Origin of the sequence: Vibrio sp. 10N.261.46.A3 (assembly GCF_041472995.1) — a bacterium.
GTDB lineage: Bacteria > Pseudomonadota > Gammaproteobacteria > Enterobacterales > Vibrionaceae > Vibrio > Vibrio coralliirubri.
Genome location: NZ_JBFRRH010000078.1, coordinates 31,542 through 46,640, shown reverse-complemented (window position 1 = coordinate 46,640; position 15,099 = coordinate 31,542). Strand labels below are relative to the sequence as shown.

The window sequence follows — 15,099 nt, the reverse complement described above, 5'->3', positions numbered from 1 at the left end:
AAACATTTGCACAATAGTGTGAAGTGTTTCAAAATTACGGAGTTATATTGAAATTTTTTGTGCATTGAGGTTCTTATGAAAGTCATTGATTTATTTAAACACCGAGGCGATAGCATGTCTTCGCAACACTCAGAGTTTATGCAATGGATGTCTCCAGCTCTTAGAGATTACTGGGGCGACTTTCTTAATCGTACGCAAAATAGCCATTTCTTTGCGTGGGTTCGTGATCACCACAAACCTGCTGTCAATGAAGATGCACCAGAGATGCCGGTGGAACAGCCGATCGTACTTAAGCCTGAAGCACAACTTGTGTTTGATGAGCTTAATCAGCAGATCGGTGAAGTCATCCATACTGGCGACTGGATCAATGTAAGTCAAGACCGTATTAACCAGTTCGGCCTTGTTACTGAAGATATGCAGTGGATTCACACTGAGCCTGAAAAAGCGGAAACAGACTCTCCGTTCAAAACAACCATCGCACATGGTTTTTTAACTTTATCTCTGCTTCCTCGATTGACTGACAGTGTTGACCCTGACAAATCTCAATTCCCAACAGCGAAGATGGTCGTAAACATTGGTCTTAACCAAGTACGTTTCCCATACCCTGTTAAATCGGGCAGTAATGTTCGTGCTAAAAGTACGCTAACAAAAGTAACGCCAATTAAGAAAGGCCTAGAGATTGAACGCGAAATTCGCGTAGAAATCGAAGGTATTCGTCGTCCTGGCGCTGTGATCGTTTCAGTGATTCAACTTCACTTCTAAACGAACCATATAGATTCCAAAAAAAGAGAGAGCTTAATGCTCTCTCTTTTTTCATAAGATAAAACTCACTCACTTATTTAATGCGAGTGTAGCCGTATTCTTCGATAAGGTCTTGCCCTTGCTTTGACTTCACGAACTTGATGAAGTCTTTGCTTTCGTCAGAAACTGAGTCTGTCTTATGCAGCAACAAGAATGGGCGAGCCAATTCATAGCTGTGGTTAGCAATGTTCTTAGATGTTGGCTCTACGCCTTCAAATGTGATTGCTTTAATCGAACGGTCGATCGAACCAACAGAGATAAAACCAATCGCATGCGGGTTATGGTTAACAATCGTTTTAACCATGCTGTTGCTGTTTACAACCAAGTTATTTGGGTTGATGTCAGACACTAGACGGTCATTAATGATCTTCGTTAAACCAAGCAAGCTTTCGAAGCTATAGCGTGAACCAGAAGACGCCTCGCGAGTGACAACTGCGATAGGCTGATCTGCGCCACCCACAGCTTTCCAGTTCGTGATTTTGCCTTTGTATATATCGAACAGCTGCTCACGTGTAACGTTGCTTACAGCGTTTGAGCGGTTAGTTACGACAGCTAGGCCGTCAAAGGCAATTGGAAATACCTTCAACTTATCGTCCTGTTCGCGGTCGGTTAAATAACGCGAGCTCATACCGATGTCAGAGACACCTTTATTAACCATCGTAATACCTGCTGTAGAACCAATGCCCTGAACCGCAATATAGTTATCAGGGTGAGTCTTGTTGTACTCCTCAGCTAATACATCCATCACTCGTGATACTGAAGTGGAGCCCGAAATAGTGGTTTCTTGTGCTAAAGCAGCATGAGAAGACAGGGCTAAGGATAAAAGAGAGGCAAGCGCGACTCGTAACATAAACAACTCCTAGTTAATAACATTTGTCGCATATGATAGGTCGGTTATATGACACTTTTGTGAAATTCCATACGCTCGATGTATAGCTGTTTGCTTGATGAGTCGTAGCTTTCTGGGTTTCCGAAAGCAAGATTCGTTTCTGGGAGCAGGGCGGGTATTTTGGTTGCGCTTGTTCGCTAAAATGTTTGTTGAGTCCTAAGCTAAGTAGAGGAATTCACTACTTAGAAGTTTCTATGAAGTTACAAGGGGTGTTATGTCCGTCATTCATATCGAACTGAATCGTCTTTTAATTGGAGCTGAGAGGCTCTGTACATCTCGAAATCGCAGTTTACCTGTCGAGCTAGGTAAATCCCTATATGAAGAGTGTGAGGGGGGTGTGCTGTTTTCTCAGGCGCATTATCTACTCGACTCATCTCACAGTGATTATACAAACGAGATCGCCTGCGTGACTTTTGATGAGTCGTTATCTTGTTGGTTAGTGATGGTGCCGCTTGAGGGGGATGTCGAAACCGATTCTGTGAATTGGGGGCCTTATCCGTACCTGCCTAAATCGAAGGATCTTGATGCTATTTTGGCGGAAATAGAAAAAGACCCTAAATCGTACTTCTGGTCATAGTCACTCGGGCTTCACGTTTGCTGGTGGCCTGTTCCTGAAGATAATTAGCTTAATCTCAAAACTCAACCGCTGAATCCCAAAACCAAATGACCTCACCTCAAATCCAAGTGGCCTAATATTGAAGACACTTGGTTACACCCCAACTAAGACGTTCACTTCAATCCTATTACTTTGTTTGTTTAAACTTGCGGCTTGACGCTTTGCAGTTGTGCTTGTGCCACTAGCGATCGGAAGTCTTTTGGTGTTTTGCCGTGATACGTTTTAAAGGCTGTGCTGAAGTGAGCGGCACTTTTAAAACCGGACTCATACGCGATTTGAGTGATCGACTTATCCGATGTTCTTAACTGAGTGGCTGCATGAGCAATACGTTTTATCTTTAATAGGTTTGAGAACGACAGATCTTCAGCGGATAAGCGACGTTTAAGCGTAGCCGGTGACATTCCCATGTAACTGGCGAGCGTATCCAAAGAGATATTGTTTTCAATGTTTTGCTCGATGTAATGAATGACTCTTTGGGTCACGGTTAATCTTGAAGCTCGAGCAATAATAGCCAATAGAGCAGGGTACTGTTCCACCATCAAAGACAGCAAACTTAAGCCTAATTGAGTGAGTGCGTAGTCATTCTGAGAAGAAGAGTTGGCCAGTGACATGATGAGATCTTTCAACTGACAGAGCTCAGTATCCGTTTGATTGAACTTAATGTACTTGTCTGGGATTCGAGTGGATTCTAAATCGCTGAACTGATTAATGAACTTCTGAAAGATAGCCAAATCAAAATCTAAGCAGGTTGCGCTGAATTCGCCATTTTCAGTGTTAACCGTGATGTCTTTAATCTGACCAGAATTGTAAAGGGTGAAATCTCCCGCTTGCAACGAGGCTTGGGTACCATTGGGTAACTCAAAAGAAATGCTGCCTTTCGATACCATGAAGATACCGTTTTTAGAGGCAGGATAACGTTCTCGTCTCCTGGGAATGAAGTTTCTGAACTGAGTAACTGTGATTGATGACATAGTGAGCTTCTTTGACGTTGTAAATTGATTGCTTATTGATTGTTTTTTTTAAGTATTGTTTAAGCATGAGACATTTACAAAAAAGGCGCTAATAATTAGCGCCTTTAGAAGTGAACCTTTGAAGCTTTTGACCTTGAAAGCTTTGACCTTGAAAGCTTTGACCTTGAAAGCCGTAACCTTGAAAGCTGTAGCTGTTTAAGCCTTTAAGCCTTTAAGCTTCGGTTTCGTTTGTCGTTTCAGGCTCGCTAGGCAAGTCCGCAAATACTTGAGTAGGTTTTGCTACTAAGTTACGGTTTTCCTGATTAACTTCTGAGAGAACTACTTCTAAAACGTCTCCCAGTTTGTATACCATTTCTTTATCGATAGATACAGTACCCATATCACCGTTGCACTCTATTCTTTCTTTATTATCAAGAATGAGAGATCCAGGGATAAATGCAGCCGCACCATTTTCAAGTAAACGTACACGCATACCTGCACGGTTAATATCGAAAATCTCAGCTTGGAAACGAGTTTCTTCTACAGGGGCATTGGCTAGAGTGCGAGCATACAACCAATCGCCAACATTACGCTCAGCCATGCCGTGGTGACGGCGGTGCAGGGCAAGTTCATCACCGATAGTTTCATCTGGTGTTTGAATTGGCGCTTTACCTAGGATGTGTGCTTTCAGCATACGGTGGTTAATCATGTCGCCATATTTACGAATTGGAGAAGTCCAAGTTGCGTAAATATCTAAACCCATCGCGTAGTGCGGTGCAGGCTCATTGCTGATCTCGCTGTACGCTTGGAATTTACGAATACGGTTGTCGTAGTAGCTGTTATCTAAAGAGCCTAACCAACGACGCAGAGTAGCAAAACCTTCTAGAGAAACGATTTGCTCTTCAGTGAACGGTGTTTCCGCTTGCGGGTTTACCAGTTCAAGAACGTCAGAGATTTTCTCAGCCTTGAAACCAGAGTGGCAGTTAAACACACCTTGGTTGAAGCTTTCTTTTAGTACTCGGCCCGCACAGATGTTCGCGCTGATCATTGATTCTTCAACCAGCTTGTTTGCGCTACGACGCATGTCAGCATGGATAGCAACAACATCGTTATCTTCGCTCAGTTCAAAGCGGTAGTCAGGGCGGTCTGGGAACACAACAGCGTTTGCTGAGCGCCATGCTGAACGTGCTTGAGCAAATTGGTGAAGATCAGAAACAATTGCAGCAATCTCTTCTGATGGTTGCCATTTCTCTGATGCACCTGTTTCTAGCCAGTCTGATACGTTGTCGTAAGCAAGACGAGCATGAGATTTGATGTTTGCAGCGAAGAAGTTAATGTCATCACCGATAACGCCATCTTTAGATACCGTTACTGTGCAGCAAAGTGCAGGGCGAACTTCGTTCTCGATCAGTGAACATAGGTTGTCAGCAAGATCACGAGGCAACATTGGGATGTTGCGACCAGGAAGGTAGATAGTGAAACCGCGCTCGCGAGCCACTTTATCCATCGCATCATCTGGAGAGATGTAAGCCGTTGGATCAGCAATTGCGATAGTCAGTTCAAAATCACCGTTCTCTTTCTTCTTCGCGTAAAGCGCGTCATCCATATCTTTTGTGCTTTCGCCATCGATAGTCACAAAAGGGACGTGCGTCATGTCTACACGTTCAAGATCGGCGTCATCGTTGATTAGCCAGTTGTCGATGCCTTCAGGCTCGCTGTTTGGTAGATCGTTTTGTGCCAGCGTTACCCACCAAGGTGCAATCTTGTCGTCAGCGTCTGTGATTTTCTCAGAGATCTGAGCCAAGAAGCCATTATCACCTTTTAATGGGTGTTGAACGATATGAGCAACAACCCAGTCACCTTCTTTAAGCGTTTCAGGGTTTAGACCCTTCATTGCTTTCGCTTTAAGTTGCAGTTTTTTGAGCTGCGGGTGATCAGGAACAACGTTCAATCGGCCTTTGAAAAGCTTAACTCGCGCAATAAATCGAGTAAGACCTTGTTCAACCAATTCCTCAGGCTCTGCTACTTCGCGCTCTTTCTCTGTGCGAATGATGGCAATCACCTTGTCACCGTGCACACATTTTTTCATGTACGGAGGTGGGATAAAGAAGCTTGTTTTGCTATCAACTTCGAGAAAACCAAAACCTTTTTCGGTGGCTTTGATAGTACCTTCCTTTTTAGGGAGGGTTTCTTGGATTTGCTGCTTGAGCTGAGCGAGTAGAGGATTATCTTGAAACATTTGACTTTTATCTAACGAGAACAATTGAGCACACTATAATCATTGCGAGGCCCGATTACTACTTAAAGCCGAAGAGAGCGTAAATTAATTGCCCTCTTATTTAACTCTATCAATTTGGTCGAACTCTATCGCCCTGACGAGATATTCATCAAGTTTTGACGATATGATAGCCAGTATTGATAGAAAACCGAAAAATATGTGATGTATTTCAATTTTTTCTGGCTTTTTTTATGCATTTAGGGAATAATCCGCCTCCCTTAGACGTCCCTAATGGCTTGAAGTGTTTTATTACTGCTTCGTAACTCTGAATGGAATCAGTATCTGATTGGATCAGTATTGGAATTGATAGAGCTCCCGGGACCTTTTGTTTACTTATATATAGTGGGATCCCAATGTCCGAATCTGTAATTCAATTTAATGAATTAGCCCTAAACGATAACATTCTTTCAGCTCTTGATAGCATGGGTTTCGTTTCTCCGACTCCAATCCAAGCAGCAGCTATTCCTCTTCTTCTTGAAGGCCGTGACGCACTAGGTAAAGCACAGACTGGTACTGGTAAAACAGCAGCATTCTCTCTGCCTTTACTTAACAAAATCAACCTGAACCAACACAAACCACAAGCAATCATCATGGCTCCTACTCGTGAGCTAGCGATTCAAGTTGCTGCGGAAATCAAAAACCTTGGCCGTGATATCAAAGGTCTTAAAGTTATTGAAATCTACGGTGGTGCTTCAATTGTTGACCAAATGCGTGCTCTAAGCCGCGGTGCTCACATTGTTGTTGGTACTCCAGGTCGTGTTAAAGACTTACTAACTCGTGACCGTCTACACCTAGATGAAGCACACACATTTGTTCTTGATGAAGCAGATGAAATGCTGAAAATGGGCTTCGTAGATGACGTTACTTGGATCCTAGAGCAAGCTCCAGAATCTGCACAACGTGTACTTTTCTCTGCAACTATGCCTCCAATGGTTAAGACTATTGTTGACCGTTACCTACGTAACCCGGCTAAAGTTGACGTTGCTGGTACTAACCACACAGTTGATAAAGTAGCGCAGAACTTCTGGGTTGTTAAAGGCGTAGAAAAAGACGAAGCAATGTCTCGTCTTCTAGAAACTGAAGAAACTGACGCGTCAATCGTATTCGTACGTACTCGTCAAGACACTGAGCGTCTAGCTGATTGGCTATCTGCACGTGGCTTCAAAGCTGCTGCACTGCACGGTGATATTCCTCAGTCTCTACGTGAGCGTACTGTTGATCACATCAAACAAGGTGTTATCGACATCCTAGTTGCAACTGACGTTGTAGCTCGTGGTCTTGATGTTCCACGTATCACTCACGTATTCAACTACGACATCCCATTCGATGTTGAATCTTACATCCACCGTATTGGTCGTACTGGCCGTGCTGGACGTAAAGGTAAAGCGATCCTACTAGTTCGCACTAACCAAATTCGTATGCTTCGCACAATCGAGCGCGTAACTAAGTCTCAAATGGAAGAAATCCAACTTCCTCTACGTGACCAAGTTGCTGCTGCACGTGTTGCTAAGCTTGGCGCAGAACTTGAAACTGAGAAAGAAAGCAAAGCACTAGAAAACTTTGCAGGTCTTATCTCTACTCTTCAAGAGTCTCTAGAAGTTGATGCTGCTACTCTAGCTGCAATGCTTCTTAAGCGTCAGCAAGGTAAGAGCCCACTATTCTACGTTGGCGAAGACCCAATGATCGCTGCTATTGAGCGTGATAAGAACCGTCGCAAAGAGCGTCGTGAAGATCGTGACAACGGCCGTGACGGTGGTGGTCGCAACTTCAATACTCAAGATTGGGATACTTACCAACTACAAGTTGGCCGTGAGCAAGGCGTTCAGGTTAAAGACATCGTTGGCGCACTAGCAAACGAACTTGGCCTAACTAAAGGTTCTATCGGTGCTATCAAGCTAGACCAAGGTTCTACTTACGTTCAACTGCCAAAAGCAATGAACTCTGAAACTGCTGGTAAGCTAAGCAAACTTCGCATTCGTCAAAAAGAAGCTGGCGCTGTAGTTGTTGATTTCAATGACTTCCGTGAGCCTCGTCGTGGCGGCGGCGGTCGTGATGGCAACCGTGGTGGCAACCGTGGCGGTCGTGATGGTGGCGGCTACCGTGGTAACCGTGAAGGCGGCAACCGCGAAGGTGGTAACCGTGAAGGCGGTCGTGGTGGATACCGTGGCAACCGTGATGGTGCTCGCGATGGTAACTCTGCTGGCGGACGTGATGGCGAACGTCGTTTCGACCGTAACCGTGGTGGCGATCACCGTGGTAACTTCCGTGGCGAACGTGGCCATGGTAACGGCAATGGCGGTGGTAACCGTGGTCGTCGTCCAGAGCGCAACGAAGGTTAATCAACCTGTCGCTTAGACGCTTTAGTCTAGACCCTGAATTTAAAAGCCGAGCGTAATGCTCGGCTTTTTTGTGCCTGCTATTTGAACTTAAGCTTTGGTTGGTTCGATATTCGTAGCCAGCTTACTTTAATCAAGCTTCGTCCCTGTAACTATGCTTCGTTCATGTAACTAAGCATCGCGCCTAGAACGAATGTTAGTGCCTAAACTTAGCTGTATCGCGTTCTAAGCCTATACTGAAAGAACGTGCTACAAGGTGCTAAAACAAAGAGCGAAGGCTATCTAAGCGGCGTTACAGTGCATCTGTTTGTAGAGTTGTGCTCGAAGGCAATCAAATCACTACTCTCAACTCCAGTGAGCTTTTTGATGCAAACACTGAGCAATTGAGAAATCGAGCAAAAAGTTATCGGTAATGATAAGCAGACGAAAGGGAAGGGTGGTTGTTTTCTAAGCGGATTACCTGCATTTGTTCGAGTCGCTCTAATTAACTGAATCAAGTTAAAAATAACGTGAGCACTCGTTTGCGTCACCTGTTCATTAATTTTCTTACTCAACTATTTTTTAATTTTGCTCTCGAAATAAATAATTTGATGACTAAGATCAACTTAATTGTGTTCATTTAGTGATTTTTTCAAAACAAAAGTTGAAAGATTCAAAAATTATTGAATAATGGACTTAACTAAAATTGAAGTAAACACTTCATCCAATTCGTACTGAAACAGGATCCATATCCAATGTCTAATTCGTTTGTTCTGGTTATTAACTCGGGTAGTTCATCCCTAAAATTTGCTGTAATCGATTCTGTTTCTGGTGAAGCAGTATTAAGTGGCCTAGGGGAGTGTTTTGGTCTTGAAGATGCTCGTATGAGCTGGAAATATCAAGGCGAGAAAACTGAAATTGCAATTCAAGGCGAAGATAACCACCACAAAATTGCCATTGGCAAACTAGTTGGCCTGATGGAAGATCTAGGCTTCACTGCTGATATCGTGGCTATCGGTCACCGTATCGTTCACGGTGGTGAGAAGTTCACTCAAACCGTTCGTATTACTGAAGAAGTAACGAACGAAATTGAAAGCCTATCTGACCTAGCTCCACTTCATAACCCTGCAGGTGCTGTCGGCATCCGTGCTGCGATTGAAGCTTTCCCTTCTCTACCTCAATTTGCTGTATTTGATACGGCTTTCCACCAAACAATGCCACAACGTGCATTCACTGGTGCAATCGCAAAAGAGCTATACACAGACTTCGGCGTGCGTCGTTACGGTTTCCACGGTACGAGCCACTACTTCGTGAGTCGTGAAGCTGCGAAAATGGTAAACAAGCCTATCGAAAAATCGAGCTTCATCTCTGTTCACCTAGGTAACGGCGCATCTGTCTGTGCAATCAAAGACGGTAACAGTGTTGATACTTCAATGGGCTTCACACCACTTTCTGGCCTTATGATGGGCACACGTTGTGGTGACTTAGACCCAGGCATCATCGAATACCTACTTAAGAAAGGCTGGTCACAAGAGCAAGTATTTAACTCTCTAAACAAGGAGTCTGGCTTCCTTGGCGTGTCTGGTCTTACGAGCGATGCTCGTGGCATCTTAGAAGCAATGGAAGAGGGCCATGAAGGTGCTAAGCTTGCGTTTGAGGTGTTTACTTACCGCGTATCAAAATACATTGCTTCTTACCTTGCAACGTTAGACTCTTTAGACGGCATCATCTTCACTGGTGGTATCGGTGAGAACTCTCTACCGATTCGTCGTGAGATCTTAAACAACCTTAAGATTCTAGGTTTCGTTGAAGATGTAGCAGGTAACGAATCTGCTCGCTTTGGTGCTGAAGGCATCATCGCTAAGTCTGAAATGTTAGACGCGGTAGCAATGGTTATCCCAACCAACGAAGAGTTCGTGATTGCTCAACAGTCGGTAGAACTTCTTTAATAGAGTCTGAGAAAATCAGATAATGAAAAGCGAGCCCAAGTGGCTCGCTTTTTTTGTTTTATATGTTGGTTAAATCATCCCGAACGATACTTTTTTCGTCTAGTAGATCTTCGAGTCTGCGAGGCTAGAGTTAACTCACTTTTGCCCCATTCCGCCTTAGTGCAATGACTAACCAATGGATCACGCTGCTGAATTTCCGATACTTGTAGTTATGACTGAGTGCGGAACAACGGTTCTCAGCATCTCTCATTTATGTGCAAAATCGACACTTCTATCCGACAACTTCCGCTTGCATTGTTATGCAATTTCTTTGGGCGTGATAAGGCGTTAATGAACAAACGAGTGAGCTACTCACTTGTGTTAACTGGTGAACAACTATCTGAATACATAGTACTATCTGCTATTTACTAGAAAATTTATCTCGGTATTCCCTAGGTGTTATTCCTTTGTAGCTCTTGAATAACCGATTAAAATTTGAAGGATTATTGTATCCAACCATTTGGCATATATGACTGACTTTCAGGCTAGACGTTTCTAACAACCTAGCAGCATGGCTCAATCGTATTTTTTTCAGCCTTTGACTAAATGTTTCGCCAAAATGACGAATAAAAATACGATTTACCGTTCGCTCACAACAAAAAATATGCTGAGACAAATCATGCAACGAAATATCTTGGGCATAGTGCTGATTCAAATATTCAGATAGTGCTTCAATTCTATCTTTTTCAGACTCAAATTTAACATGTTCAGAAGAGCCTAAAGTCACGGGGTTCTTGTCTTGAGTTACCACTGAAAAAACACGAAAAAGCACCGATAGCTGCTCTAGGCTTGAGGTTTTATAATCAATCTGGTTGATGACTGTTTTCACTTCGACAGCCGTTGATCGGGAAAATTGAATGGATAAGCCATCACCAAGTATGCTGGATAGCTTTCTCATTTCCTTACAGTGCATCAACATATTCGACACCCATTCTTTATCAACCCATAGACTGTACCTCTCGGGGGGAAGCTTTTTACTATTTGCTACTAAGCCTCTTAAATCATGGGGTAATTCTGGAGGAATCAAGAACAAAGAACACGAAGTGACATCTATATCAACACTTCCAATCCTGATTACGCCTTGGTAGTGATCCAGCAACAGGAATTCAAACTCACTGTGAAAATGAGCTTTCAATAACTCTAAGGGAGAGTCATCTAAATGATGTCTCCAAGAGTAGCCTGGACGTATCAAGCTTTTCGTCGGTATAGGTCTCATTCTGCCTAGATCCAATAAATACTGCCTTTAAATATTGTCGAAATAGTATCACTTAATGTCCAAATAGTGCGACTAAAAGCGCGAAATATACCGAATAATAGTCCCAAGAGCTTAGCTAACCTCAAAAACAAAACTAACAACAACTTAAAGAGGTTGAAAGAATGAAGAACTATGCAAAATTCATCTTTGATATGGATGGAACACTTGTCGATTCAAAGGACGCTGTCGAAAAATCATGGAGTCTATGGGCGCTAGAACATAACATCAATGTCGATCGCATTTTAGCCATATCTCATGGTCGCCCAGCGGACGACGTCATCAAAGAGCTGATGCCCCACCTTAATATCAAACAAGAAGTTGCTAAGCTGGAAGCAATAGAATTGGACAATGTCGATTCTGTAAAACCTATACGCGGAGCGATTGCTTTCCTGAACAAGTTAAACGATCACGACTGGGCAATATATACGTCTGCACCAAGAGAATTGGCCGTTCAACGATTGATGGCTGCCTCAATTCCAGTCCCTCAAATATTGGTTACCGTAGAGGATGTACAAAAAGGAAAGCCTGACCCAGAAGGTTACAAGCTAGCGGCCGAAAAACTAAAAGTGCTCCCTGAGCATTGTCTTGTTTTTGAAGATGCTCTAGCAGGTATCCAATCCGCCCTAAGCGCTGGGTGTGATGTTGTTAATATTACCGCTGTTGCTCCCACACAACCCACTATAAATGGAGTTACATCAGCAAGGGATTACTTTGATGTATCAGCATGTCTAAACGACCAATTCATTCAGGTATAAAACTATGGCTCAACCAAAAGTAAGGAACATTGTTTTCGACGTTGGCAACGTGATTGTTCGTTGGGATCCTTTAGAAATAACTCGACTCACTTTTGTGGAGAGTGAAGATCATCAACAACTTGCCAAAGCAACCTTCCAATCCCAGACGTGGATAGATTTGAACAAAGGACTCATATCAGAAACAGAAGCCAAAACTCAGTATCAGCAGATTCTCGGGTTCTCAGAGCAGGAGTGTGAAGAGCTGTTTTATTATGTAAAGCAGACTCAACGTCTAATAGTTGGTTCCATTGCTCTCATTCAACGCATTAAGAGTGCAGGTTATGGTGTCTATGCACTAACGGATAACGTTCACGAAATAGTAGCCTACTTAAAGTCAACCTACTCATTTTGGCCGCTATTTGATGGAGCGATAGTATCGGCGGAAGTGGGCATGCTGAAACCTCAACCAGAAATTTATCACTTGTTACTCAATAAGTACGAACTTATAGCTTCAGAGACCGTGTTTATTGATGACATGCTTTACAACGTGGAAGGAGCAAAGTCTGTTGGTATGCATGCAATTCAATTTGAAGATATAGGCCAATGTGAAAAAGACTTAATATCTCTAGGGCTGAATATCTAGGGCGTTTTCGGGTCTAGTTCCATTTTGCATGTTCAGCGAAACATTCTGCATAAAGCGAATCCAATGCCATAGATAGAGATTGCTTGGTTTTGTCCATCTCGTGCATATCAGCCATCGTGAGAAGCGATAGCTGTTTGTGCTTTGGAGTACTAAAAGTTATCCGAAACAAGCTAAATTAGTAAACTCACTGACTCAGAATTGTCCAAATCCGTGTTAATAGGTGCGATTCTAATAGCTTGCCAACCAACGAAGAACTCGTTGTCGCTCAACAGTCAGTAGAACTTCTGTAATAGAGTCTAAGAAAATTAGATAACGAAAAGCGAGCTCAAGTGGCTCGCTTTTTTGTGTCTAGTAAAGATGCGTCTGAACGTTTTAACTGGGGGGGATAGCCTACAAGGTGATCGTTAAACAGTTTTAGAACAGAGTTTCAATTGCGACTCATCGGGTGCTCTGGAAGCGCTAAGGTTATTTAGTCCCTGAGCGGTAGTTTGGGTCTGTCCAGCATCGAGGTAACTCTTCCCCTGACATAAACATCAGTTCGGATTTTTTAAATATTTCAGGGTCTTGCTGTTCTTCGCCTGCTTGAAACCGACCTTCGATACTGTCTTGAAATAAGTTGGTTAATTTGGTCATTTCAGTTACATCAACGAGGTCACCGCTTTTTTTCTCTTTTAGAAACATTTTTTTGCCCTCAATCTAATCGGTCACCCCTAATTATAATTGCTATTTGGAAAATGAGAGTCTTTTCAATTCCGGCACTTCTTGACTAAGCAGACCCCAGAGCTACGCTTATGATCATCGACAACCCAATAAATGAACAAACTTATCCTCAACAAATAAATGGAGTCGCGATGTCATCTGCCCATATTGCAAACAATCTCAGTGAACTGATTGGCGATACCGATCTGGTTAGAATCAACAGCCTTTCAGAGATATCAGGTTGTGAGATTCTTATTAAGTGCGAACACCAGAACCCGGGTGGTTCGATTAAAGATAGAGCAGCACTTCAGTTGGTTATGGATGCAATAGAAGCCGGTAAGCTTAAGCCGGGAATGACAATCGTTGAAGGTACTGCTGGTAATACGGGGATCGGCCTTGCTCTGGTGGCTAAATCCGTCGGTTACAAAATGTTGGTGGTGATGCCAAAAGGGCAGGCACAAGAGAAAGAGCGTATGATCTCGCTTTATAACGCTGAATTGTTATTGGTCGACCCTTGTCCTTTTGCAAACCCTGAACACTTTTACCACACGGCTAAACGGATCGGTGTCGAAAATGAAGATTATTGGTGGGCAGATCAGTTCGAAAATCTTAGTAATTATCGAGCGCACTATTTAAATACTGGACCTGAAATATGGCAGCAAACCCAAGGGAATATTGATGCTCTAGTTTCTGTGGTGGGGACGGGCGGAACCATTGCCGGAAACTCACATTATCTATCTGAGCAGAAACCTAATCTCGAAACTTGGTTAGTTGACCCAAATGGGTCCGGCATTTATTCATTTCTACGCGATGGACACTATCAATCAACGGGAAGCTCGTTCACGGAAGGCATAGGGATCATGCGAACGGTTGAAAACTTCAGGCAGGCAAAAATTAATCGTGCAATCACATTGCCCGATCAGGATTTGGTTACGATATCCCGCCTCGTTGCGGAACATGACGGTATTCTTCTAGGAAGCAGTTCGTCATTGAACGTAGCTGGTGCACTATACGCTGCGGCTAGAATGGGGAAAGGAAAAACCATCGTTACATTTAGCTGTGACCTTGCTGAGCGCTCGTATTCGAAGTTGCACAACGAAGCGTTTCTGAAAGAAAAAGAGATACAGCTTAATAAAGAAAACCTTTCTCAACTATGGGCTCGTTATCAAGCAGAAGATGGCAGCATGGTCGTCAACGTATAGTTGCTTTAAGTTAGTAACAGCCAGTGGTCTGCCAGCTCTTTCGTTAGTACTAAAGATCCGGTTAGAACTAAACATACGTTAGCGCCAAATCCGGCACTATTGCTTGTTATTAGGGTAGTGAATCACATTATGAAATACGGCATTTCCTTCACCGATATTTTTGTAGCCATGGCTCTGGTTAGCATTAAAGCGAACGGCTTGTCCTGCGCGTAACGTATGCCACTCATCATCAAACATCACGGCCATCTCTCCTGAAATGCATAAGATGTGCTCAGTGACGCCTGCGTTATGTGGGGCGGACTCATGCTGGTAATTGGGTGCTAGGGTGAGTTCGAATATTTCAAACCCTAGTGTTTCCTCGAAAGGAAACAACAAACTGACGAAAAAGCCAATGTTGTATTCCTCATGTCTTAATTCGTTTGCATCTCTGAATAAACTCGTCAGTTCACTGTTTGGGCTAGCCGCGATAAAACTCGAAAGTGACACCTCGAACCCAGAAGCTATCTGCCAAAGCTTAGCGACTGTCGGGCTGGATTCTCCACGTTCAATTTGTCCTAGCATTGCTTTGCTCACGCCAGTTTCTTTCGCTGTTTTGTCTAAGCTCCAGCCTTTTTCTTGGCGAAGGCGTTTCAAGTTAACACCAACTTTAATTTCTGTTTGCATATTTTCTCTACAAGTTTTTTACAAATAAGTTGTGCGTTATAGCGCACAGTGCTAGGTTTGGTCTAT

The 15,099-nt window shown here is 43.3% G+C and carries 13 protein-coding genes; 7 read left to right on the top strand and 6 right to left on the bottom strand.

Going from position 1 to position 15,099, the window contains the following annotated elements; genetic code table 11:
* Positions 1-75 precede the first annotated feature (75 nt).
* Positions 76-762, top strand: coding sequence for a MaoC family dehydratase (locus tag AB4484_RS18405; protein WP_017059493.1), 687 nt, complete (start codon positions 76-78; stop codon positions 760-762).
* A gap of 73 nt (positions 763-835) precedes the next feature.
* Here AB4484_RS18405 and AB4484_RS18400 read toward each other — a convergent pair whose 3' ends face one another.
* Positions 836-1,651, bottom strand: coding sequence for a phosphate ABC transporter substrate-binding protein (locus AB4484_RS18400; RefSeq protein WP_048610785.1), 816 nt, complete (start codon positions 1,649-1,651; stop codon positions 836-838).
* A 253-nt stretch (positions 1,652-1,904) separates the two neighbouring features.
* Between AB4484_RS18400 and AB4484_RS18395 the strand changes: the two genes are divergently transcribed.
* A complete protein-coding gene (locus AB4484_RS18395; RefSeq protein ID WP_019826408.1) occupies positions 1,905-2,267 on the top strand; it encodes a DUF3024 domain-containing protein in 363 nt (120 codons plus the stop codon).
* Between the two features lie 179 nt (positions 2,268-2,446).
* Here the strand turns inward: AB4484_RS18395 and AB4484_RS18390 are convergent, their stop codons facing one another.
* Together AB4484_RS18390 and rnb are read right to left on the bottom strand one after the other, a co-directional pair.
* A complete protein-coding gene (locus tag AB4484_RS18390) occupies positions 2,447-3,277 on the bottom strand; it encodes a helix-turn-helix domain-containing protein (protein ID WP_372079691.1) in 831 nt (276 codons plus the stop codon).
* 211 nt (positions 3,278-3,488) lie between these two features.
* The gene (rnb, locus tag AB4484_RS18385; protein ID WP_248336055.1) at positions 3,489-5,495 is read right to left on the bottom strand and encodes an exoribonuclease II; all 2,007 of its coding nucleotides are present in this window, start codon (positions 5,493-5,495) and stop codon (positions 3,489-3,491) included.
* 308 nt (positions 5,496-5,803) lie between these two features.
* On the opposite strand from rnb, the gene AB4484_RS18380 reads away from it, so the two are divergent.
* Together AB4484_RS18380 and AB4484_RS18375 are read left to right on the top strand one after the other, a co-directional pair.
* Positions 5,804-7,873, top strand: coding sequence for a DEAD/DEAH box helicase (locus AB4484_RS18380; protein WP_080582207.1), 2,070 nt, complete (start codon positions 5,804-5,806; stop codon positions 7,871-7,873).
* A gap of 731 nt (positions 7,874-8,604) precedes the next feature.
* The gene (locus AB4484_RS18375) at positions 8,605-9,798 is read left to right on the top strand and encodes an acetate/propionate family kinase (protein WP_048614814.1); all 1,194 of its coding nucleotides are present in this window, start codon (positions 8,605-8,607) and stop codon (positions 9,796-9,798) included.
* Positions 9,799-10,198: 400 nt separating this feature from the next.
* Here AB4484_RS18375 and AB4484_RS18370 read toward each other — a convergent pair whose 3' ends face one another.
* Positions 10,199-11,053, bottom strand: a complete 855-nt coding sequence (locus AB4484_RS18370) for an AraC family transcriptional regulator (protein WP_050632932.1) — start codon at positions 11,051-11,053, stop codon at positions 10,199-10,201.
* A gap of 161 nt (positions 11,054-11,214) precedes the next feature.
* Here AB4484_RS18370 and AB4484_RS18365 point away from each other — a divergent pair, with 161 nt between their 5' ends.
* On the top strand, positions 11,215-11,847 hold the full coding sequence (locus AB4484_RS18365; protein WP_372079687.1) for an HAD-IA family hydrolase: 633 nt from the start codon (positions 11,215-11,217) through the stop codon (positions 11,845-11,847).
* A 4-nt stretch (positions 11,848-11,851) separates the two neighbouring features.
* On the top strand, positions 11,852-12,469 hold the full coding sequence (locus AB4484_RS18360; protein WP_029827040.1) for an HAD family phosphatase: 618 nt from the start codon (positions 11,852-11,854) through the stop codon (positions 12,467-12,469).
* Between the two features lie 465 nt (positions 12,470-12,934).
* Here AB4484_RS18360 and AB4484_RS18355 read toward each other — a convergent pair whose 3' ends face one another.
* Positions 12,935-13,150, bottom strand: coding sequence for a hypothetical protein (locus AB4484_RS18355; protein ID WP_050648117.1), 216 nt, complete (start codon positions 13,148-13,150; stop codon positions 12,935-12,937).
* A 170-nt stretch (positions 13,151-13,320) separates the two neighbouring features.
* Here AB4484_RS18355 and AB4484_RS18350 point away from each other — a divergent pair, with 170 nt between their 5' ends.
* Complete coding sequence (locus tag AB4484_RS18350) at positions 13,321-14,370, top strand: cysteine synthase A (protein ID WP_372079684.1); 1,050 nt, start codon at positions 13,321-13,323, stop codon at positions 14,368-14,370.
* Positions 14,371-14,466: 96 nt separating this feature from the next.
* Here AB4484_RS18350 and AB4484_RS18345 read toward each other — a convergent pair whose 3' ends face one another.
* On the bottom strand, positions 14,467-15,033 hold the full coding sequence (locus AB4484_RS18345; RefSeq protein WP_372079681.1) for a helix-turn-helix domain-containing protein: 567 nt from the start codon (positions 15,031-15,033) through the stop codon (positions 14,467-14,469).
* Between the last annotated feature and the right edge of the window lie 66 nt (positions 15,034-15,099).